The organism is Streptomyces sp. NBC_00193 (assembly GCF_026342735.1).
Lineage (GTDB): Bacteria > Actinomycetota > Actinomycetes > Streptomycetales > Streptomycetaceae > Streptomyces > Streptomyces stoeckheimensis.
The window spans coordinates 395,924-417,688 of sequence record NZ_JAPEMM010000001.1; the positions used below are offsets into that span (position 1 = coordinate 395,924).

At 73.2% G+C, this 21,765-nt stretch carries 19 protein-coding genes; 2 read left to right on the plus strand and 17 right to left on the minus strand.

What is annotated here, in order from left to right; all coding sequences use genetic code 11:
• Positions 1-74 precede the first annotated feature (74 nt).
• From OG898_RS01660 to OG898_RS01680, 5 genes are read right to left on the minus strand one after another with little or no spacing between them, the layout of a single operon-like run.
• A complete protein-coding gene (locus tag OG898_RS01660; RefSeq protein WP_266954518.1) occupies positions 75-1,100 on the minus strand; it encodes an ABC transporter ATP-binding protein in 1,026 nt (341 codons plus the stop codon).
• The gene (locus tag OG898_RS01665) at positions 1,097-2,131 is read right to left on the minus strand and encodes an ABC transporter ATP-binding protein (RefSeq protein WP_250742075.1); all 1,035 of its coding nucleotides are present in this window, start codon (positions 2,129-2,131) and stop codon (positions 1,097-1,099) included. The genes OG898_RS01660 and OG898_RS01665 overlap by 4 nt, the downstream gene beginning before the upstream one ends.
• Entirely contained in the window at positions 2,131-3,117 is a 987-nt protein-coding gene (locus OG898_RS01670; protein WP_250742076.1) for an ABC transporter permease, read from the minus strand. Before OG898_RS01670 ends, OG898_RS01665 begins: the two co-directional genes overlap by 1 nt.
• Positions 3,114-4,097, minus strand: a complete 984-nt coding sequence (locus OG898_RS01675) for an ABC transporter permease (RefSeq protein WP_250742077.1) — start codon at positions 4,095-4,097, stop codon at positions 3,114-3,116. Before OG898_RS01675 ends, OG898_RS01670 begins: the two co-directional genes overlap by 4 nt.
• A 22-nt stretch (positions 4,098-4,119) precedes the next feature.
• A complete protein-coding gene (locus tag OG898_RS01680) occupies positions 4,120-5,862 on the minus strand; it encodes an ABC transporter substrate-binding protein (protein WP_250742078.1) in 1,743 nt (580 codons plus the stop codon).
• 177 nt (positions 5,863-6,039) lie between these two features.
• On the opposite strand from OG898_RS01680, the gene OG898_RS01685 reads away from it, so the two are divergent.
• The gene (locus tag OG898_RS01685; RefSeq protein ID WP_266954521.1) at positions 6,040-7,227 is read left to right on the plus strand and encodes a hypothetical protein; all 1,188 of its coding nucleotides are present in this window, start codon (positions 6,040-6,042) and stop codon (positions 7,225-7,227) included.
• Between the two features lie 38 nt (positions 7,228-7,265).
• Here OG898_RS01685 and OG898_RS01690 read toward each other — a convergent pair whose 3' ends face one another.
• The 9 genes from OG898_RS01690 to OG898_RS01730 all read right to left on the minus strand — a co-directional run bounded on the left by OG898_RS01690 (position 7,266) and on the right by OG898_RS01730 (position 17,902).
• Entirely contained in the window at positions 7,266-7,976 is a 711-nt protein-coding gene (locus OG898_RS01690) for a GntR family transcriptional regulator (RefSeq protein WP_250742080.1), read from the minus strand.
• A 74-nt stretch (positions 7,977-8,050) separates the two neighbouring features.
• Positions 8,051-9,010: an ornithine cyclodeaminase family protein gene (locus OG898_RS01695; protein ID WP_323184800.1), complete on the minus strand. Its 960-nt coding sequence runs from the start codon at positions 9,008-9,010 to the stop codon at positions 8,051-8,053.
• The gene (locus OG898_RS01700) at positions 9,007-10,038 is read right to left on the minus strand and encodes a proline racemase family protein (protein WP_266954523.1); all 1,032 of its coding nucleotides are present in this window, start codon (positions 10,036-10,038) and stop codon (positions 9,007-9,009) included. The genes OG898_RS01695 and OG898_RS01700 overlap by 4 nt, the downstream gene beginning before the upstream one ends.
• A complete protein-coding gene (locus OG898_RS01705; protein ID WP_250742082.1) occupies positions 10,035-11,039 on the minus strand; it encodes a proline racemase family protein in 1,005 nt (334 codons plus the stop codon). Before OG898_RS01705 ends, OG898_RS01700 begins: the two co-directional genes overlap by 4 nt.
• A gap of 27 nt (positions 11,040-11,066) precedes the next feature.
• Complete coding sequence (locus tag OG898_RS01710) at positions 11,067-11,996, minus strand: dihydrodipicolinate synthase family protein (RefSeq protein ID WP_250742083.1); 930 nt, start codon at positions 11,994-11,996, stop codon at positions 11,067-11,069.
• Between the two features lie 112 nt (positions 11,997-12,108).
• Positions 12,109-13,539 carry an NAD(P)/FAD-dependent oxidoreductase gene (locus OG898_RS01715; protein ID WP_266954526.1) on the minus strand — a complete coding sequence of 477 codons (1,431 nt, stop codon included), beginning with the start codon at positions 13,537-13,539 and terminating at the stop codon, positions 12,109-12,111.
• Positions 13,520-13,855: a (2Fe-2S)-binding protein gene (locus OG898_RS01720; RefSeq protein ID WP_250742085.1), complete on the minus strand. Its 336-nt coding sequence runs from the start codon at positions 13,853-13,855 to the stop codon at positions 13,520-13,522. The genes OG898_RS01715 and OG898_RS01720 overlap by 20 nt, the downstream gene beginning before the upstream one ends.
• 432 nt (positions 13,856-14,287) lie before the next feature.
• Positions 14,288-15,436 carry an FAD-binding oxidoreductase gene (locus tag OG898_RS01725; protein ID WP_266954528.1) on the minus strand — a complete coding sequence of 383 codons (1,149 nt, stop codon included), beginning with the start codon at positions 15,434-15,436 and terminating at the stop codon, positions 14,288-14,290.
• Positions 15,437-15,484: 48 nt separating this feature from the next.
• Positions 15,485-17,902, minus strand: coding sequence for a collagenase (locus tag OG898_RS01730; RefSeq protein ID WP_266954530.1), 2,418 nt, complete (start codon positions 17,900-17,902; stop codon positions 15,485-15,487).
• 181 nt (positions 17,903-18,083) lie between these two features.
• Between OG898_RS01730 and OG898_RS01735 the strand changes: the two genes are divergently transcribed.
• Positions 18,084-19,475 (plus strand): aminopeptidase P family protein, encoded by a 1,392-nt coding sequence (locus tag OG898_RS01735; protein WP_266954532.1) that lies wholly within the window; start codon positions 18,084-18,086, stop codon positions 19,473-19,475.
• 49 nt (positions 19,476-19,524) lie between these two features.
• Here OG898_RS01735 and OG898_RS01740 read toward each other — a convergent pair whose 3' ends face one another.
• The 3 genes from OG898_RS01740 to OG898_RS01750 form a co-directional block, all read right to left on the minus strand.
• Positions 19,525-19,947 carry a hypothetical protein gene (locus tag OG898_RS01740; protein ID WP_266954534.1) on the minus strand — a complete coding sequence of 141 codons (423 nt, stop codon included), beginning with the start codon at positions 19,945-19,947 and terminating at the stop codon, positions 19,525-19,527.
• A 130-nt stretch (positions 19,948-20,077) separates the two neighbouring features.
• Entirely contained in the window at positions 20,078-20,476 is a 399-nt protein-coding gene (locus OG898_RS01745; protein WP_250742090.1) for a RidA family protein, read from the minus strand.
• Positions 20,473-21,741 carry an acyl-CoA dehydrogenase family protein gene (locus tag OG898_RS01750; protein ID WP_266954537.1) on the minus strand — a complete coding sequence of 423 codons (1,269 nt, stop codon included), beginning with the start codon at positions 21,739-21,741 and terminating at the stop codon, positions 20,473-20,475. The genes OG898_RS01745 and OG898_RS01750 overlap by 4 nt, the downstream gene beginning before the upstream one ends.
• Positions 21,742-21,765: the final 24 nt, after the last annotated feature.

Sequence of the window (21,765 nt, forward strand, 5' to 3'; positions counted from 1 at the left end):
GCCCCGGAGCGAGATCATCGCTCCGGGGCCCTCCCCGTACCCGGGTTCCCCGCCGGTCCCCCGGGCGTCCGCGGCTACGCCATGTGGCAGGCCACCTCACGGGAGGCGACCGTCCGCAGCAGCGGCCGTTCGGTGCGGCAGATCTCCTGCGCCACGGGGCACCTGGGGTGGAAGGTGCAGCCCGGGGGCGGGGCGGCCGGACTCGGCGGATCGCCGAGCAGCACGATCCGCTCGCGCCGCCGCTCCGCCGCCGGGTCGGGCAGCGGTACGGCGGACAACAGCGCCCTGGTGTACGGGTGCTGGGGGTTCTCGTAGAGCGACTTCTTGTCGCCCATCTCCACGATTCGGCCGAGGTACATGACCGCGACCCGGTCGCTGACCCGTTTGACGACCGAGAGGTCGTGCGCGATGAACACGTAGGCCAGGCCCAGTTCGGCGCGCAGCCGCTCCATCAGGTTGACGATCTGCGCCTGGACGGAGACGTCGAGCGCCGAGACCGGTTCGTCGGCGACGATCAGCCGGGGGTTGGTGGCGAGCGACCGGGCGATGCCGATGCGCTGCGCCTGGCCGCCGGAGAACTCGTGCGGATAGCGGTCGATGTGCTCCGGGATCAGTCCGACGAGCTCCATCAGCTCGGCGGCCCGGCGGCGGGCGTCCGCCGCGCCCGAACCCTGCACGAGCAGCGGGTCGGAGATGATCCGGGCCACCGTCTGGCGGGGGTTGAGGGAGGAGTGCGGGTCCTGGAAGACCATCTGGAGGTTCCGGCGCAGCGGGCGCAGGGCGCGCTGGGAGAGCCGGCTGATGTCCTGGCCGTCGAACTCCACGCTTCCGGAGGTCGGTTCCAGCAGCCGGACGAGCATCCGCCCGGTGGTGGACTTGCCGCAGCCCGACTCCCCTACGAGGCCCAGGGTGCGGCCGGCCTCCAGGTCGAAGGAGACTCCGTCGACGGCGCGCACGGGCGCCCCCCGGCGCCCGGTCGCGGACCGCTTCCCGGGGAAGGCCATCGTCAGGTCGCGGACGCTCAGCAGCGGCGGCGGGACCTCGGCGCGGGCCGCCGGGACCCGGGCGGTGCGGGGACCCGTCTGGTTCGGCGTGGTCATCGGGTCACCTCCCGGACGGCGCCCGCGAAGTGGCAGGCCGTCTCGCGGCCGGCGTCGCCGTACGGCAGGAGTTCGGGCCGCACGGTGGCGCAGCGCTCCCGGTCCTCCTCGCCGCTCGCGGCGGCCACGGAGCACCTCGGGGCGAACGCGCAGCCCGGGGCGGGGGCGAGCAGGGAGGGCGGGGAGCCGGGGATGGCCCGCAGCGGTTCGTCGTCGGCGTCGTCCAGCCGGGGCAGGGAATCGAGCAGCCCCCGGGTGTACGGGTGCGCCGGGTCGGCGAACAGGTCGTCCACCGGGGCCTGTTCGGCGGCCCTGCCGCCGTACATGACGAGCACCTCGTGGGCGACGCGGGCGACCACGCCCAGATCGTGGGTGATCATGACGACGCCGAGTCCGCGCTCCTGCTGGAGTCCGGCGATCAGCTCCAGGATCTGCGCCTGCACGGTGACGTCGAGCGCGGTGGTGGGCTCGTCGGCGATGAGCAGTTCGGGTTCGCAGGCCAGCGCCATGGCGATCATCGCGCGCTGGCGCATGCCGCCGGAGAACTGGTGGGGGTACTCCCCGGCCCGGCGGGCGGGTTCGGGGATGCCGACCTCGCCGAGCATGTCGACGGCGCGCCGTTTCGCGGCGGCCCGGCCGGCCCGGAAGTGGACCCGGAAGTGCTCGGCGATCTGCTCGCCGACCGTGTAGTAGGGGTGCAGGCTGGACAGCGGGTCCTGGAAGATCATGGCCATCTTGCGGCCGCGCAGCTTGGAGAGCTCCTTCTCGGACTTGGTGGTCAGTTCCTGTCCGTCGAGGGCGATGGAGCCGCCGATCTCGGCGCCCCGGTGCAGGCCCATGACGGCGAGGGAGGTGACGGACTTGCCCGAGCCGGACTCGCCGACGATGCCGAGCGTGCGGCCGGCCTCGACGGTGAAGCCGAGGGAGTCGACGGCGCGTACGGTGCCGCGCGGGGTGGTGAAGGTGACCTGCAGGTCGCGGACTTGGAGCAGCGGGGTCGCGGGGGCCGCGGCGTGCGAAGGCGGAGCCATCAGTACCTCACCCTCGGGTCGATGACGGCGTACAGGAGGTCGACGGCGAGGTTCGCGACGACGATGAAGAAGGCGGCCAGCAGGGTGACTCCGAGCACCACGGGCTGGTCCGAGCTGACCAGGGCCCCGTAGAACAGCCTCCCGATACCGGGGAGTCCGAAGATGGACTCGGTGATGACGGCTCCGGCGAGCAGGCTGCCGAGGTCCATGCCGAAGATGGTGAGGATCGGGGTCATCCCGGAGCGCAGTCCGTGTTTGACCACGACGGTGCGCTCGGGCATTCCCTTGGCGCGGGCGGTGCGGATGTACGGCTCGGCCATGGCCTCGATCATCGAACCGCGGCTCTGGCGGGCGTACATGGCGGCGTAGAGCAGGGCGAGGGCGGTCCAGGGCAGGAGCAGGTTGCTCGCCCAGGCGAGGGGGTTGTCGGTGAAGGCCTGGTAGGTGGGGTAGGGCAGGAGCCCGGCGATCCGGATGACTCCGTAGATCAGCATCACGGAGGTGAAGTACACGGGCAGGGAGGCGGCGGCGACCGCGCCCACCATGAGGACCTTGTCCGTGGCCGTGTCCTTGCGCAGGGCGGCGGTGACTCCCGCGCCGAGGCCGAGGACGAGCCAGAGGGCGGCGGCGCCGACGGCGAGGGAGGCGGAGACCGGGAGCCGGTCCATCAGCAGGTCCCAGACCGGCAGGGAGTTCTCGTAGGAGTAGCCCAGGCAGGGGAAGTCGCACTGGACGGCGTACTGGCCGGTGCCGAGGGTGCGTCCGGTGAAGATCCCGGTGAGGAACTCGCCGAACTGCCGCCACAGCGGCCGGTCGAGGCCGAGGTAGGCGCGTACGTCGGCCAGCCGCTCGGCGCTGCAGGTCTTGCCGCAGGCGGCCGCGGCCGGGTCGGAGGGGAGCACGTAGAAGATGAGGAAGGTGACGGCGGCGATGGCGAGGAGGACACCGGCCAGGGCGAGCAGCCGGCGCGCGAGGTAGAGGATCACGTCCGGCCGCCCCTCGGGTCGAGGATGTCGCGCAGGGCGTCGCCGAGCAGGGTGAAGGCGAGAACCGCGAGGAAGAGGAAGAGGCTGGGGATGACGAAGTACATGGGGTCGGTCTCGTAGAAGGCCACGGACTCGGCGATCATCTGACCCCAGGAGGGGGTGGGCGGGCGGACGCCCACGCCGAGGTAGCTGAGCGCGGCCTCGGTGCTGATCATGCCGGGGATGAGCAGGGTGGTGTAGGCGATGACCGGGCCGGAGACCCCCGGGAGGATGTCGCGGGTCAGGATCCGCCAGGAGCTGGATCCGCCGACGCGGGCGGCGTCCACGTACTCGCGGTGTTTGAGCGAGAGGGCCTGGCCTCGGACGACGCGGGCGACGCCGGGCCAGCCGAAGACGCCGATGACGACGGTCATGAGGACGATGCGGTTGACGTCCTTGGCCACCGACAGCATCGCGATCATGAAGATGAGGGACGGGAAGGACATCGTCAGGTCCATCAGCCGGGACAGGACGGCGTCGGTGCGCCCTCCGAAGTAGCCTGCGGCGATTCCGGCGGCGGTGCCCGCGACGACCACGATGGCGGTGGCGGCGAAGGCGATGAGCAGCGAGACCTGGGCGCCGTGGACGACGCGGGCGAACAGGTCGCGGCCGCTGACGGGTTCCACGCCGAGCCAGTGGTCGGAGCTGATCCCGCCGAAGGAGCCCAGCGGCTGGCCGCCGAGGTAGGGGTCGATGGCGGACTTGTCGAACTCGTCCGGGGACCAGCCGCCCAGGGCGCCCAGCCAGGGGGCGGTGGCGGCCATCAGGACGAAGAGGAGGACGACGCAGAGGCTGACGCGGACGGCGGGGCGGCGGCGGAGTTCCCGCCGGGCGAGCTGCCAGGGGCTGCTGCCCGGGGGGACGGCCCCGGCCGGTGCGCCGTCCGGGGCTGCCGGACGGGCGGCACCCGGTCCGGCGGCGCCCGGTGCGGTGGTGGTCATGGTGTCAGGGGCCCCCGCGTCCTCAGCCCTGGCTCTTCGACGGGTCCTTGAGGCCGATGGTGGCGTAGTCGAGCTGGCCGACCCAGACGGGGTGGCCGAAGGCGCCGGCGATGTTGGTGCCGACGAGCAGCGGCTTGCGCTCCAGCAGGACGGGGACGGCCGGGGACTTCTTCATGATCTCGGCGTCGAGGTCGATCCAGGCCTGGTTGGCCTGCTTGGCGTCGGCCATGGCGTTGATCTCGTCGATCCGCTTGATCGTCGCCTCGTCCTTGAACTGGGAGTAATTGCCCGAGTTGCCCTTGGCCTTGATGGTGCGGCCGTCGAAGACGAAGGGGAGGAAGGTGGAGCCGGAGGGGTAGTCGGGGCACCAGCCGGACAGCACGAGGTCGGGGGCGGTGGCGGTGTCGCCGATGACGTCGTAGTAGGCGCCCGGGTCGACGGTGTCGATGACCACCTCGACGCCCGCGCGGGCCAGGCCCTGCTGGACGGCCTCCGCCTTGCCCTTGTCGCCGGTGGAGACGGCCAGGGAGACCTTCAGGGTCTCCTTGCCCGCGGCCTTGAGGAGCTCCTTGGCCTTGGCGGGGTCGCCGGACGGCGCGATCTTCAGGGTGTCGGCCTGCTTGCCGCCGGAGAGGGCCGGGGGCAGGTAGGCGGTGGCGACCTCGTTGAGCGCCGGGCCGCCGCCCGCGGTGACCACGGCCTCCTTGTCGACGGCGTACTGGAGGGCCTCGCGGACCTTCGGGTCGTCGAAGGGGGCGCGGGAGTTGTTCATCTGGAGCATCTCGGTACAGCCCTGGGACTCGGCCAGCAGCCGCGACTTGATCTCCGGCTTGGGCAGCACCTTGGGGGCGCTCTCGGGCCGCATGTCGGACCACTGGACGGAGGAGGCGTCGGCGCCCTCCCCGGCGATGATCCGGTCGTCGATCTGTCCGCCCTTGAGGCCCATGACGACCACGAACTTGTCGGGGTAGGCCTTGCGGACGGTGTCGGTCTTGGCGTCCCAGTGCTCGTTGCGGACCAGGACGAGCTTCTTGTCGCGGTCGTACGACTCGATCTTGTACGGGCCGGAGGAGAACGGGCGGGCGTCGTACTGCGTGCCCTTCTCCTGCGACTCGGGGACCGGGGCGAAGGTGGGGAGGGTCGCGGTCGCGGAGAACTCGGCGACGGGCCTCTTCAGTTCGAAGACGATCGTGCGGTCGTCGGGGGTCTTGACGGAGTCGAGGTGCTTGCCCTGGAGCGGGCCCTTGTAGCCCTCGGCGCCGGCCAGGTACTGGGCCGCGTAGTCGGGGCCGCCGGTGAGGTCGGGGGCCATGGAGCGCTCGACGTTGTACTTGATGTCCTGGGCCTTGATGGGCGATCCGTCCTCGTACTTCACGCCCTCCTTCAGGGTGAAGGTCCAGGTGCGGCCGCCGTTGGAGGGGGTGCCGAGGTCGGTGGCGAGGTCGGGGACGAGCTCGCTGCCCGACTTGCCCGGCTCCGCCTTGAAGGTGACCAGGGTGCGGTAGAGGAGGCGGGTACCGAAGTCCATGGTCGGCATGACCCAGTTGCGGGCGGGGTCGAGGTGGGCGAAGTCCTGGTTGGACAGGACGGTGAGGGTGCCTCCCTTGACGGGTGCGCCGCCCAGGATCTTCCCGTCGTTGGCGGAAGCGGGGTTGGAGGCACCGCCGCCGGCGGAGCCCTTCTTGGGGTCGGAGCAGCCCGAGGCGCCGAGTGCGAGTGCGGCCACCAGGGCGGTGGCGAGGGCGAGTTGGGTGCGCTTGGTCATGGGTCACTCCAGTGAAGGGCCGCGCTCTATGATGTGACCGGTAACATAGTAATGTGAAATTGTACTGACAAGGGTTTGGAGCCGCCGTTATCCAGCCGTGTCCAAATCGGCCCGCCCGCGGGGGCCTTGGGGACGCCGACCGGGCTGGGCGGTGAGGGCAACGCCTATGCTCCCGCCATGGATCCGATAGAGCCTCCCGAGCCGCCTCCCGGCCTTCCCGAGCTCGCGCATCCGGCCGCAGTGCTGACCGGGTTGACCCGGAACGAGGCCCTGCCGGAGGAGCTGGCGGTACGGCTCCTGCCGCACGACCTGGCACCGCTGCGGCTGGCTCTGCGGGAGGGGTTCGCACCGAGTCCGGCCCTGTGCGAGGAGTACCTGGCACACGGCGAGTCGCAGGCGCTCGCGCACAACGCGGCGCTGCCGCCCGAGATCGCCACACGGCTCGCGGCCGATCCGGACCCCGAAGTGCGTGCGGTGCGCGCGAAGCTGGAGAGCGCCGGCGCCGGGCGACACGCCCTGTTCGCCGCCGACACCGAAGCTCAGGTGCGGATCGCCCTCGCGGGCAGACCCGACCTGTCCGCCGAATCCCTGGCCGCGCTGGCCACCGACACCGACGCCGGGGTGCGCGCGGCGCTCGCACGGCGGCCGGAACTGCCCGAAGACCTGCTCCGGAGGCTGCTCACCGACACCGAGCCGGAGGTACGGGCGCGCGCCTGCGGGCACGGCGCACCCCCCGACCTGCACGCCGTCCTGCTGGCCGATCCGGCCACGCGCAAGGAAGTCGTACGTTCCCTGGAACTGGACCCGGACACGGCCTCGGCTCTGGCCGCCGACCCCGTCCCGTACGCCGCCTCCCCTCATACGGGGCTGCGGCGCGCGGCGGCGCGCAGTGAGCGGCTGCCGGCCGAGCTGCTGCGGGGGATGCTCGAGGACGAGGACCCGACGGTCCGCATGATCGCTCTGGAACGGACGCCCGACGTGGACCCCGCCACCGCCGAGGACATCGAACGGCGCCACGGACGGTCGAAGTTCCTTGACCGGCCCGCGGATTACTTCCCGTTCGCGCCCGAGACGCTCCGACGCTTCGCCGCCGACCCCGCCCCCCGCATGCGCCTCCTCGCGCTGCGTGACCCCGACGTGCCCGCCGCGCTGCTGGAGCGGCTGGCGGCGGACGAGGACCACACCGTACGGCGGGCCGTCGCCGAGGACTCCCGGACGGCCACGGGCACGCTGCTGCGCCTGCTCGGTGACGGCTCGGAGTCCGTCGCCATGTCCGCCGCCGCCTCCCCCGGCCTTCCGGTGGAGGCGATGCGCGCGGTGCTGGACCTGGCCGCCCGCGACGCCGCCGGGCGCGGGCCCGCGTAGCCGCCGTTCGGGTGGTCGGCGGTGGGCCGGGCGCGGCCCTAGAGGCCCGAGCCCAGGCGGCCCTTGGGGCGGCCCACCGGTTCGTCGCGGCCCTGGGCCCAGAGGGAGCGGACGTGGCCCAGGTGTCGGGTCATGCAGGCTTCGGCCGCCTCCGCGTCTCCGCTGAGCATCAGGTCGAGGAGCTCGATGTGCTCCTCGGCGGAGGAGACCAGCTTGCCGGCCTCGTCCAGGCCCGTCAGGCCGTAGAGCCGGGAGCGCTTGCGCAGGTCGCCGACGGTTTCCACCAGGCGGTCGTTGCCCGAGAGCCCGAGCAGGGTGAGGTGGAAGCGGCGGTCGGCCTCCAGGTAGCCGATGAGGTTGTGCTCGCGCGCGCTGGTGACGATCTCCTGCGCGATGGGGCGCAGGGCCTCCAGGGCCTCGGGCGTGGCGATCTTCGTGATCTTGCCGATGGTCGGGACCTCGATCATCGTGCGCAGCTCGGTGTACTGGTCCAGATCGCGCTCGCTGACCTCCGTGATGCGGAAGCCCTTGTTGCGGACCGGCTCCACCAGGCCCTCGCGGGCCAGGTCCAGCATGGCCTCGCGCACCGGGGTGGCCGAGACGCCGAGCTCGGCTGCGAGGCCGGGGGCGGAGTAGACGCTCCCGGGGCGCAGTTCACCCGCTATCAGGGCTGCCCTCAGGGCATGGCCGACCTGGTCACGGAGCCGTTCCTGAGCCTTGATGAGACTGTGCTGCTTCAGGTCACCCATTGCATTTCCTCCGAGACCGCTCACACCACCGGCGTGCGGAGGAACAGCGTACAATGTCACGTTGCGCTCGCTCCTCAGTGGACACCGCTCCCGGCGGCCTCGAACAAGGCGACCGCCACAGCGAGATCTTCCCAGGCCATGCCCACACTCTTGAAGAGCTGTGGACAACTCGCCGCCCCCGCACCCGGCATCCGGCCCGCGACCAGGTCGGAGAGGGTGCCGCTGATATGACCGGCTCCGATCGCCCCTTCCGCCTCCGGCACCAGCAGGTCCCCCGCCTCGCGCAGAGCCGCCGCACGCGACTCCACGTAGACGGCCGCCCGCCGGACCAGCGCCGTGTCCACCTCGCGGGCGTCCGGCTCGTGCGAGCCGACGGCGACCACGGTGGCGCCCGGCGCGATCAGCCGCCCGTCGAAGAGGGGTTCGCGGGAGGTGGTGCAGCAGATCACCAGGTCGGCGTCGGCCACTTCCGCCGCCGCCCCCGTCCGGGCGGGGACGCCCAGCCCCCGCGCGTACGCCGCCAGCTTCTCCGCGCCGGCGGCGCTGCCCGCGGACCCCGCACGGGCCACGACCACCACCTCCGCCAGCTGCCGCATCGCGTGCACCGCGTCGAGGTGCCCGTACGCCTGCGGTCCCGAGCCGAAGAGCAGCAGCCGCAGCGGCCGCCCGACCGGGGCCAGGTGGCGCAGCGCGAGCGCCGACACCGCCGGGGTGCGCAGGGTGGTCAGCGCCGCCCCGTCGAGCAGGGCCACCGGCCGCAGGGTGGGGCCGTCCAGGAGGAGGTAGGACCCCGTGATCCGGGGCAGTCCGAGCGCCGGGTTTCCCGGGGCCACCCCGGCGATCTTCACGCCGGCGTAGGCCCCGGTGGCGGCCGGCATGAGCAGCAGCTCCCCGCCGCCCGGCACGGGCAGGGCGCTGCGCGGCGGGCAGGTCTCCGGGTCCAGCCCGGCCAGCAGGACGCCGGCCAGCGCGTCCGCGGCGGCGGCCGGGGTGAGCAGCCCGGCCATCTCCGCGCCCGACAGCTGGGGGATCACAGGAGGAACCCGGCGCCGAGCGCGTCCTGCGGGTCGACGCTGAAGAGGTGCTCGCCGGTGCGGTACGCCGTACCGGTGACCTCCGTGACCACGCCCTCCGCCACCCGCGCGGCGACGCGGCCGGTGAACACCGTGCCCACGACCGACTCGTGCAGCAGGTCCTCCCCCTCCCCCAGCCGCCCGTCCTCGGCCAGCAGCGCGAGCCGCGCCGAGGTGCCGGAGCCGCAGGGCGAGCGGTCGATCTGCCCGTCGGCGAAGACGGTGACGTTGCGCTGGTGCGGCCCGAAGGGGGTGTCGGGGAGCTCCTCGTACAGGGTCACCCCGTACACCCCGGAGAGCAGCGGCCCGTCCGGGTGCCAGGTCCCGGGGTGGGTGGCGAGGGCGGCGCGGATCTCCTTCCCGGCCCGCACGAGCGCGGGCAGGGAGGCCGGGGTCACGTCCAGGCCGAGGTCCCGGGCGGGCAGGGAGGCGTAGCAGGCCCCGCCGTGCGCGATGTCCACCTCGGCCATGCCGAGGGTGGTGGCGACGGGCACCTTGCGGGCGCTGGCGCGGGCCGGGACGTTGCGGAAGGTGACCCCGGTGGTGCGGCCCGCCGAACGGTGCACGGTCGCGGCGACCCGCCCCGAGGGCACGTCGATCCGCACCTGGACGTCCCCGTCGTCCGGGGCGGCGACCCGGCCGGTGTCCACGGCCCAGGCGCCCAGCGCCATGGTGCCGTGGCCGCAGGCGGTGGAGTAGCCGTCCTTGTGCCAGAACAGCACCCCGAAGTGGGCCCCGTCGTCGTCGGGCGGGACCACGAAGCCCCCGTACATCCCGGCGTGCCCGCGCGGCTCCTGCACGAGGAGCCGGCGTACGTCGTCCAGCGGGCCGCGCCGGGGGGCCGTGCCCGATCCCCCCGGTCCGATGGCGGTCGCGCAGCGCTCGGCGACGGTGTCCCCGGGCACCGGCGGCGCTCCCCCGGAGGTGAGGTCGACGATGCGGAAGGGCTCGCCGGCGGTGTGGTAGTCCACGGTTCGTACGACGGTCACAACAGGAACCCTCCGGGGAACGGGTCGGACGGGTCGAGGAAGTACTGGGCGGTGCCGGTGATCCAGGCCCGGCCCGTGACGGTGGGCACAAAGGCCGGGCGGCCGCCCACCGTGGTTTCGGCGATGAGGCGGCCGGTGAACTCCGTGCCGATGAAGGACTCGTTGACGAAGTCCGTGTCCAGGGGCAGGAGTCCGCGGGCGTGCAGCTGCGCCATGCGCGCGCTGGTTCCCGTACCGCACGGGGAGCGGTCGAACCAACCGGGGTGGATGGCCATCGCGTGCCGGGAGCGGCGGGCGTCGGAGCCGGGGGCCGCGAGGTAGACGTGCTTGACCCCGCCGAAGGAGGGGTTCTCGGGGTGGACTGGCCGGTCCGGGGAGGCGTTGATCGCCTCCATGACGGCCAGTCCGGCGGCGAGCAGGTCGTCCCCGCGCTCCCGGTCGAAGGGGAGCCCGAGGGCGTCGAGTTCGACGAAGGCGTAGAAGTTGCCGCCGTAGGCGAGGTCGTAGGTGACCGTGCCGTATCCGGGGACCTCGGCCTTGAGGTCGAGGCCGACGCAGAAGGCCGGGACGTTGGTGAAGGTGGCGGCGGTGGCCGCCCCGTCCTCGACCCGGACGGCGACGCTGACCAGCCCGGCCGGGGTGTCGAGCCGGACGGTGGTGACCGGCTCGACGACGGGCACCATGCCCGTCTCCACGAGGACGGTGGCGACTCCGATGGTGCCGTGCCCGCACATGGGGAGCAGGCCCGACACCTCGATGTAGAGGACGCCGAAGTCGGCGTCGGGGCGGGTCGGGGGCTGCAGGATGGCGCCGCTCATCGCCGAGTGGCCGCGCGGCTCGTACATGAGCAGGGTCCGCAGGTGGTCCAGGTGCTCGATGAAGTGGAGCCGCTTGTCGGCCATGGTGGCGCCGGGGATCACCCCGACTCCCCCGGTGATCACCCGGGTGGGCATGCCCTCGGTGTGCGAGTCCACCGCGTGGTAGATGTTTCGGGTGCGCATCAAGTCCCCCTCGGACTTCGGACTGGGTTAGTTGAGGCCCTCGGCGAGCGCCTTCTCGGTCGCGGCGCGGACGCCGGCCTCGATCTCGCCGGTGAGCGGGAAGCGGGGCGGGCGGGTCGGGCCGCCGGGGCGGCCGGCCAGGTCCATGGAGAGCTTGATGGCCTGGACGAACTCGGTCTTGGAGTCCCAGCGCAGCAGGGAGTGCAGGGACTTGTAGAGCGGCAGGGCGGTGTCGAGGTCTCCCGCGACGGCTGCGCGGTAGAGGGTGGCGCAGGCCTGCGGGAGCGCGTTGGGGTACCCGGCGATCCAGCCGACCGCACCGGCCAGGGCCAGTTCGAGCAGGACGTCGTCGGCGCCGATCAACAGGTCGAGTCCGGGAGCCAGTTCGGCGATCTCGTACGCACGCCGCACGTCGCCGCTGAACTCCTTGACGGCGACGATGGATCCGTCGGCGTGCAGCCGGGCCAGCAGGGACGGGACGAGGTCCACCTTGGTGTCGATGGGGTTGTTGTACGCGACCACGGGCACGCCGACGCGGGCGACCTCGGCGTAGTGGGCGCGCACGGCGTCCGCGTCGGCCCGGAAGGCGTTCGGCGGCAGCAGGAGCACGGATCCGGCGCCGGCCTCTGCGGCCTGCTCGGCCCAGCGGCGGGATTCGGCGCTGCCGTAGGCGGCGACTCCGGGCATGACGCGGGCCCCGTCGCCGGCGGCCTCGACGGCGGTACGGACGACGCGGGCGCGCTCTTCGTCGGTGAGGGTCTGGTACTCGCCGAGGGAACCGTTGGGGACGACGCCGTCGCAGCCGTTGGCGATCAGCCAGGCCACGTGTTCGGCGTAGGCGTCGTGGTCGACACTCAGGTCTTCCCGCAGGGGCAGGGTGGTGGCGACCATGATGCCGTGCCAGGGGCGGGTGCGGGTGTCCGTACCGGCGGGCGCGGGGGTGTGCGCGTGGGTCATGAGGATGCTCCCTAGGGTGATGTGTGACATTTTACTAGTGGGTATGACGTGGCCACAAGAGCTGCGGCCGCCCTGTCGGCGGTCCCGCCAGGGAAGTTCGCCCGAAAGCGCCTCAGTGAGGCGGTTCGGCGGGGAGTGCGGCGAGGTGGCGGAGCGGGACCGGGCAGGACAGCGGCCTGCGGTCCGGGGCGGGGTCGGTCCCGGCGAGGGCGGCGACGGCCGGCCCGCACATCCGGCCCTGGCACCAGCCCATCCCGGCCCGGGTGAGGAGTTTGACCGTACGGGCGTCCCGCGCCCCCAGGTCTTCGACGGCCTCCCGGATCCGGCCCGCCGGAACCTCCTCGCAGCGGCAGACGTCGGTGTCCTCGCGCAGCCAGCCGGTCCACCCGGGGCCCGGTCGGTGCGCGCCGGCCATCGCGGCGGCGAAGGCGCGCAGCCTCGTACGGGTACGGGCGAGGCGCGCCGGTACCGGCCGGCCCGCGATGGAGTGCGCGGCGATCTCGCCCTCGGTCAGGGCCAGTTGGGCTCCGCCGATGCCGCCGGTCTCCCCGGCGGACCAGATCCCGGGGACGGAGGTGCGCTGCTCGGCGTCCAGTTCCAGGGCGACGGTGGCGTCCGGGCTCGGGCGGGTGGCGCAGCCGAGGCCGGTGGCCAGCTCCAGCTGGGGCACGAGCCCGTGGCCGACGGCCACGGCGTCGCAGGGGATGCGGCGGGCGGTGCCGGGGAGGGGGCGCCAGTCGCGGTCGAGGCGGGCCACGGTGACGGCCTCGACCCGGTCGGTGCCGTGGGCCTCGGTGACGGCGTGCCGGGTGAGGAGGCGGACCCCGTGGCGGAGCAGGGCCCCGCCGTACGTGGCGCCTTCGGCGAGCTTGCCGGGGTTGCGGAGCAGCGCGGGGGTGTGGGCGGCGTAGCCGGTGTACGCGGCGGCCTCCACGACCGCGGGCACCCGGGCTCCGGCGGCGGCGAGCGAGCCGGCCACGGCGAGCAGCAGGGGGCCGCTCCCGGCGACGACGACCCGGCTGCCCGGGAGCACGAGCCCGGCCTTGAGCATGGCCTGCGCCCCACCGGCCCCGACGACCCCGGGCAGGGTCCAGCCGGGGAAGGGGAGCTGGCGCTCGTAGGCGCCGGTGGCCAGCAGGACGGTACGGGCCCGGACGGTGGCGGGGGCCTCGTCGGGGCCGGCGACGGCGTGCAGGGTCCAGCCGGGGCTCCCGGCGGGGTCCGGGGTCACCGTCCAGACGTGGTGATACGCCAGGTACGTGATCCGGCCGGCCGATACGTGGGCGCGCAGGGCGGCTTCGCGCGAGGCGAAGGCGGACCAACCGTGGTGCAGGGCCTCGGGACGGGCCGCGCCGAGTCCGGGTGCGGGGTGGCGGAAGTACTGCCCGCCGGGGCGCTCCCCCGCGTCCAGGAGGGTGACGCGCAGGCCCAGGCCGGCGGCCGTCACCGCGGCGGCGAGGCCGGCGGGGCCGGCGCCGACGACGGCGAGGTCGGCGAAGGCCCGGGCGGCGGCGGACGGGGAATCAGACGGCGAGGTCGTCACGGCCGGTCCCTTCCTGGGTGGTGACGTGGTCGCCCGGGCGGGCGGGCACGAGGCACGCGCGCTGGTTCGGGCGGCCGTTGACGGTGACGAGGCAGTCGAAGCAACTGCCGATCCCGCAGAACGCTCCGCGGGGGGCGGCGGTTTCGCGGGTGGTGCGCCAGGCGAGGATGCCGGCGGACCAGAGGACGGCGGCGATGCTCTGTCCGGACTGGGCCGGGAGTTCGCGGTCGTCGAAGCGGAGGCTCCAGGTTTCCGCGGGGGTGCCGCCCACCAGGTCGCGGGGTGACCTTCGCCGCCCCCTCGTCGCTTCGCTCATCGCTTCCGTCCTCCTCGATTCCTCTGACTCTGCGCGATCCCGCACCGCGGTTGCCCTGCGGGGCCGTCCCCGCCCCACCCTTCCACCGTTCCCCGGGCGCTGCCCGGACCCGGTCCTCAAACGCCGGACGGGCTGAAAGCAGAACCCCGGGCTGCGCCCGAACCTCCTGGGACTCCGCCCCGGACCCCGCGCCTCAAACGCCGGCGAGGCTGAGATCGCCCCCGGCGGGGCTGGAAAGGCGGCCCGGGTCGGGGACGGGGACGGGGTGGGGTGTCGGCCGGGACGTAAAGCGTGATTTGTGGCGCGGAAGCACGCCGCGCCCTGTCGGAGTAGAGCGGGGGGCGCCTAAATCATGCAGTCCAGGCCGACACCCCACCCCGGCCCCGGCACCGACCCACCGCAGCTCCGCAGACCCCGACACGATCGCGGCCCTCACTCGGACTCCGCAAAGCGGGCCGGGTTGAAGGGGGCGGGGTCCAGGGCAGCGGCGGCGGACGTCAGGGCTGCCGTGATCAGGGCTCCCGTCGCCGGGGCCAGGCCGATGCCCGCGCCCTCGTGGCCGCAGGCGTGGAACAGCCCCGGGACCCGGGGGTCCGGACCGATCGCCGGGAGGTGGTCCGGCAGGTACGGGCGGAAGCCGTGGTAGGTGCGGAGCACCTTGACGTCCGCCAGGACCGGAAAGAGCGCCGCGGCCTGCGCCGCCAGCCGCCGCAGGGCCTCCGTCGACAGCGAGCGGTCGAAGCCGACCCGTTCGCGGGTGGCGCCGATCAGGACCGGCCCCGCCGGGGTGCCCTCGACCACCGCCGAGGACTGCAGCGCCGCCGACCCGCTCGCGACGTCCGCGATGTAGTCCGCGGCGTAGACCTTGTGCCGCACCACCCTCGGCAGCGGCTCCGTCACCAGGACGAAACCCCGCCGGGGCAGCACCGGAAGGCCCACTCCGGCCAGCGCGGCCACCGCCCCGCCCCAGGTGCCGGCAGCGTTGAGCACCGCCGGGGCGAGGAGGTCGCGGCGAGCCGTACGGACTCCGCGGAGTTCGCCCGCCGGGCCGCGCAGGAACTCCGTGACCTCCTCCCCGAGGTGGAGCGCCACACCCGGCGCCGCGGCCAGCAGCTGCGCCGCCGCCTGGGCCGGCTGGACCTGGGCGTCCTGCGGGTAGTGGAAACCGCCCGCCAGGTCGGGGGCGAGGTGGGGCTCCAGTTCGCGCAGCTCTCCCGGCCCCACCTCGACCGCGTCGACGCCGGCCGCGCGCTGGCCGTCCGCGAAGCCCCGTAGGGCCTTCACGGTGGCCTCGTCCGCGGCGACGACCAGGCCGCCCTTGGCCTCGTACTCGATCTCCCCCGGGAGTTCGAGCGCGAGCTCCCGCCAGAGCCGCGCCGAGAGCAGCGCGAGGTCCAGCTCGGGGCCCGCCTCCTTGTCGGAGACGAGCAGGTTGCCTTCGCCGGCGCCGGTCGTGCCGCCGGCGACCGGGCCGCGGTCGACGACGGCCACGCGGAGTCCGGCGCGCGCCGCGTAGTACGCGCACGCGGCTCCGACGACGCCGGCGCCGATGATCACGAGGTCCGGGGAATGTCTGGGCACGACAGTAATATGTCACATATCTCTGAGAGGGAACAGGGCCGGTCGAGGTCAGCCGCGCAGCGGGCCCTCGCAGCTGTAACTCGACGTACCCGCCACATGGTTGGTCCAGACGTCCAGCGCGCCGAAGGAGCAGTTCATGTCCGCCAGGTTGTTCGAGGCCGCGCCCGCCCGGTCGAGGATGAAGTAGTCGACCGTCTCGGACATGTCCTTGAAGTTCTGGTCGTCGCTGCGCCAGTCCTTCAGGTTCGCCGTGATCCTGCCGGTACAAGTGAACCGGCGCTTGCCCGGCTCGCCGTTCTCCACGCAGTCCGGCGTGTTGTACGTGGCCGTCGCGAAGGTGGACTTCACGTCCGCGAGCGCCGCGTCGCGCAGCTGCGCGTTCGGGGTGAAGGAGGTGTTCGGCACGAACAGCTGGTCGACCTTGGCGATCTGCGCGTCCAGGAACCGGTCGTAGCCGGTCTGGACGGCCGCGTCCCGGCCCATCCTGCTGCGCCAGGCGTCGAAGCCCGCCGGGTCGTTGGCGCGCAGGTGGCCGTACATCTCCCGCAGCTTCGAGGGCTGCTCGGTCCACAGGAACTCGAAGAAGGCGCCCGAGTACCCGTAGAAGCGGAAGCCGTCGTTGGCGTACGTGGCGTGCAGGAGCTGGTCCACCGACATGCGCGGGCCGCCGCCGGCGGTGTCGGCGATGATGCTCTTGATCAGGGACTTGCGTACGGCGATGCCGTTGTCGCGGGTCGCGCCGTCGAAGAACTCGGCGGTGCCCTCGTCCATGGCGGTCGTGCGGTCGCCCTCGTACCAGGCGCCCTGGCCGAAGGTGCCGGGGACGGCGAAGCGGCCGTTGAGGTAGTGCGTGTACTCGTGACGGAAGAGCTCCTCCAGGGTGAGCTGGGAGTCCTGCGGGACGCGGCGCTGGTAGGTGTAGAAGGTGGCGCCGTTCTCGATGTAGATGCCGCCGTTGTTGGTGCCGTACCCGGTGAGGATCGGGTGGTAGTTCACGTAGTCCGCGCGGGAGGCGTAGAGCACGATGTTCAGGGTGGTGTTGACGTCCCCGGCGATCGGCTGGTCGGTGCCCACCACCCGGTGGTACTGGGTCTTGACCTGCTTGCTCGCGTAGTAGAGCTGGTCGACGGTGGCCCGGTCGAGGGCGGTGCGGACCTTGATGGCTCCGCTGTCGTACGTGTAGGTGTTCGGGAAGAGCTCCCGCTCGATGTCCTCCTTGCACACCCCGTACGGCTTGCACGCCTGGTAGAAGTTGAGCCAGGAGACGGCCTTCGCCCACGGCTCGCTGCCGTCGCCGAAGGCGGCCCTGGCCGGGGCGAGGAGCGCGCCGAGATCGGCGGTGGTGGCGTCCTTCAGGCCCGCGATCTGGCCGAAGCGGCCGAACTCGGCGATGGCGTCGCGCGCCACCCAGGCGTTCGCGGTGCCCTTGAGGTGGGCGTACGCGGCGAAGTTCTTGAAGGTGGCGCGGTACGGGGCGTCGGCGGCGGCCGCCGCGTGGAACGCGGTGTCGTTGTTGTACACGCCGAGGTAGTTGACGGAGAGGGCGGCGAGCGCCGCGCCCGCCCAGGCGGTGTCCAGGTGCGTCGCGGTGTGCGACGGGTCCATGGCGGCCAGGACGTTCTTGATCAGGCCGAGTTGGTGGTGGCGCAGGCCGGGGGCGCTGCCGGCGTAGAGGGCCTCGCGCAGGGTGCGGGCGTTGGAGCCGGTGGCGTCGAAGCTGCGGGCGGCGCCCGCGAAGGCGGCGATGGCCTGGCGCATGGCGTCGACGGTCGGGGCGTCGGTGACGTCGATCTCGGTGCGGGAGTGGTCGTGGTAGGCCACGGCGTGCAGGTAGGTGAACATCTCCTCCAGGTGGGAGGAGTTCAGGCCGTCGTGGGAGGCGGCCAGGCCGGATATCCGGCGGGAGACGGCCTGCACGTGGGCGTCCGACATGACGGGGGCCAGCCGGGCGTCCCAGGTCCAGATGAGGCCCGAGAGGCAGCCGCCCTTGGCCGCCGTGACGGCCGGGTCGGCGAGGAAGTCGGCGAACTGCTCCGGGGTGAGCCCGGTGATCCCGTCGAGGGTGCAGGGGACGCCCGCGGCGGTGCCCTGGGCGGCGGCGGCGAGCCTGCCGCTCTTCGTGGCCGTCACGGCGGCGGGCGCGGTGACGGCGCCGGGCACCTTGCCCTCGGCGATGGCCCGGCCGTCCGGGACCTGGCCGCCGGGAACCTGGCCGCCGGGGGCCGGCGCCGGAGCGGGGGTGGCCTGCTGCGCGTCGGCGAGGTGCTCGACCTCGTCGAACGGGTTCGCCGCGGCCTCGGCTCCCGCGGCGCCCCCGGTGAAGGTGCCGGGCGCGGAGGGACCCGCCGTCCGGGCGCGGGTGCCGGTCTCGGCGGCCTGGGTCACGGCCTGGCCGGCGGTGACGAGGAGGGTGACCGTGACGGCGGCGGAGAGGAGGGACGTGCGCACGACTCTGTGCTGGGACACCAAGGACTCCTGGCTGGGAGGGGCGGTGAGGGGAAGGTGCGGAACTGCCCTGCTTCACGCGGCGTTTGGCGGGGATTAACGAGGACTTACACAGCGCGATGTGAGCTGTAACATAGTAATGTGAAATTGCACTGACAAGACCTGTGCGCCCACCAGTTCGCATCTTCTTGAGGGAGCCCCTGTGACCGACACCCCCTCCCGCCCCACCGCCGGGCTCAACATCGGCAGCCACGACCTGCCGGTATCAGCCGAGTTGTCCCGCTTCATGGCGTCGGACTGGGCGGCCTCTCCCCTGCCGGACGCCGCGCGCGTCCCCTCGTACGCCGTCACCCCCGCCCGCCGCGCACGCCTCTCCGCCCGCTTCCCCGGCGAGCGGCTGATCATCCCCGCGGGCGAGCTGAAGGTCCGCAGCCACGACTGCGACTACCGCTTCCGCCCGCACAGCGCGTACGCCTGGCTGACCGGGCTCACCGGCGAGGACCAGGTCGGCCACGTCCTGGTCCTGGAGCCGGCCGGCCCGCACGGGCACGAGGCCGTCCTCTACCTGCGCCCGCGCTCCCAGCGCAGCGGCGGCAACGAGGAGTTCTACCGCGACCGCCGCTACGGGGAGTTCTGGGTCGGCCGCCGCCCCGACCTCGCGGAGGCCGAGCGGCTCTCCGGCATCCGCTGCGCCCACCTGGACGCGCTGGTCTCCCCGACGGGGCGCAATGCCGCCTCGGACCCGGAGCTCGCCGTCGCCCTCTCCGAGCTGCGCCTGGTCAAGGACGCCTGGGAGGTGGCCGAGCTGCAGCTCGCCGTCGACCACACCGTCGCCGGGTTCGAGGACGTCGTACGGGACCTCCCGCGCGCCCTGGCCCACCCGCGCGGCGAGCGCTGGATCGAGGGGGTCTTCAACCGCCGCGCCCGGGCCGAGGGCAACGGCACCGGCTACGAGACGATCGCCGCTTCGGGTGCGCACGCCTGCGTGCTGCACTGGATCCGCAACGACGGCCGGCTGAACGCGAGCGACCTGCTCCTGATGGACGCGGGCGTGGAGACCGACGGCCTCTACACGGCGGACGTCACCCGCACCCTCCCGCTGTCGGGCCGGTTCTCCCCCGTCCAGCGGCAGGTGTACGAACTGGTCCTGGCCGCCCAGGACGCGGGCATGGCGGCGCTGCGCCCGGGCGCGAGCTTCCGCGACTTCCACCGGGCCGGGATGCGGGTGATCGCGGAGGGGCTCGCGGAGTGGGGGGTGCTCAAGCACGCCGAGGGCGATCTGCACCGGCGCTACACCCTGTGCAGCAGCGGGCACATGCTCGGGCTCGACGTGCACGACTGCGCGCAGGCGCGCGCGGACACCTACCTGGACGGGGTCCTCGAAGAGGGCCAGGTCCTCACCGTGGAGCCCGGGCTCTACCTCCAGCCCGACGACGAGACGCTCCCGCCGGAGCTGCGCGGCATCGGCGTCCGCATCGAGGACGACCTGGTGATCACGGCCGAGGGCGCCCGGCTGATGTCGGGCGCCCTGCCGCGCACGGTGGCGGGCATCGAGGAATGGATGGGGAACCTGCTGGAGGGCGGCGGCCGGTAGCGGGCCGCGGTGCGCCCGGGCCCCGGTACGCCGGGGCCCGGGCGGTCAGTCAGTCGTTCCAGTTGTTCCCGTTGCGGTAGCCGCCGTCGCGCCAGCCGTTGTCGTGGTTCCAGTTGCCGTTGTCGTGGTTCCAGTTGTCGTTGTCGTTCCAGTTGCCGTGGTCGTTCCAGTTGTCGTGGTCCCAGTTGCTGTTGCGCCAGTTGCTGTTGTCCCAGTTGCCGTGCCAACCGTCGTTGTCCCAGTTGTCCCAGCACCAGCTGGGGCGGTCGGCTCGTGAGGTGTCGCAGCAGTAGCGCCACCAGTCGTCCCCGCGCCAGTCACTGCCGCGCCAGTCGGAACACCCGTACGTCTGCGGAAGAGTCGAGGGAAGGCTCGAGGGGAGACTCGCGGCAAAGGCGCTGCTGACGGGCATCAGGCCGAGCGTGATCCCGGCGGCCCCTGTCACGGCTGCCGCAATGAACGAACGGCGCATGGCCATACACCTCCGAGAGTGAAGGGTGAATACTCCGGATTGCTCCGTTTTCAGGCATTTCCACCCTCCCCCCTCCCCTGCCCACTGTCAAAGGCACCCGCGCGGCACCCGCGCTCACCAGCGAAAAGGCCTACGGAAGCACCGCCAGCCCGTCCAGCTCGACGAGCGCCGCCTCGTCCCACAGCCGGACCACGCCCACGACCGCCATCGCCGGATACTCCCGGCCCGCCAACCGCCGCCAGATCCGGCCCAGTTCGGGTGCGCACTCGCGGTAGTCGGCCACGTCCGTGGCGTAGACCGTGACCCGCGCCAGATCGGCCGGTGCGCCGCCCGCCCCCGCCAGTGCGGCCAGCAGGTTCGCCAGCGCCTGCTCGAACTGCTGCGGCAGCGTCCCTCCCACCACCTTCCCCGCGCCGTCCAGCGCCGTCTGCCCGGCCAGGAACACCAGCCGGCCCCCGCTCGCGACGACGGCGTGCGAGAAGCCCGTCGCCGGGGACAGCTCCTCCGGGTTGATCCGCTCCAGGCTCACGCCTCCCCCACCTCCTGCGTCTCCCGCATCTCCTGTGCTTCCAGCGCCTCCTGCAGCTCCAGCGCCTCCTGCATCTCCCGTGCCTCCCGGTAGAGCTCCTTGGCGATGATCGTGCGCTGCACCTCGCTCGCCCCCTCGTAGATCCTCGGCGCCCGCACCTCCCGGTACAGGTGTTCCAGCAGGTGGCCGCGGCGCAGGGCGGCCGCCCCGTGCAGCTGTACCGCGTGGTCGACGACGTACTGGGCCGTCTCGGTGGCCAGCAGTTTCGCCATGGCCGCCCGCCTCGGCACCTGCGGGGAGCGCGCGTCCGCGTCGTAGGCCTCCGCCGCCGCGTAGACGAGGAGCCGGGCCGCCTCGGTGCGGGTGGCCATCTCGGCCACCCGGTGCGCGACGGCCTGCAGGTCGCCCAGGACCCCGCCGAAGGCGGTACGGGCGGCCGTGTGCGCCACCGTCGCGTCCAGGGCGGCCCTGGCCATGCCGACGGCGAAGGCGCCCACGCTGGGGCGGAAGAGGTTCAGGGTGTCCATGGCCACCCGGAAGCCCCGTCCCGGCTCCCCCAGCAGGTCGGCCGGGCCCACCGGGACCCCGTCGAAGGCGAGCGCGCCGATGGGGTGCGGGGAGAGCATGTCGAGGGGCTCCCCCGAGAGCCCGGGCCGGTCGGCCGGGACCAGGAAGGCGCTGACGCCCTTGGCCCCGGGGCCTTCGCCGGTGCGGGCGAAGACGGTGTAGAAATCGGCCTCGGGCGCGTTGGAGATCCAGCACTTCTCCCCGCTGAGCCGCCAGCCCCCGCCGCCCCGGCCGGAGCCCCCGCCGGAGCCCCGGCCGGAGCCCCCGCCACCGCCCCCGCGCTCGGCCACCGCTTCGAGTGCCAGCGCCGCCGCGTCCGATCCGGCCCCCGGCTCGCTCAGCGCGAAGGCCGCCACCGTGCGCCCGGCCCGCACCCCGGGCAGCCACCGCTCGCGCTGCGCGTCGCTGCCCGAGCGCAGCACCGGGTACGCCCCCAGTCCCTGGAGGGCGAGGGCCGTCTCCGCCTCCGTGCAGCCGTAGGCGAGGGATTCGCGCAGCAGGCACAGTTCCAGCGCGCCCGAGGTGAACACCCGCCCCAGCAGCCCCTCTTCGCCCAGTGCGGCCAGCAGCGGCCGGTTGACCCGGCCCGGCTCCCCCTTCTCCGCCAGCGGCCGCAGCCGCTCCGCCGCCAGTGCGCGCAGCCGCGCGCACCACTCCTCCTGGTCGGTCCCGAGCGCGAATCCCGTGAATCGGGTCATCCGTATGCCCCAGCCTCTATCGCG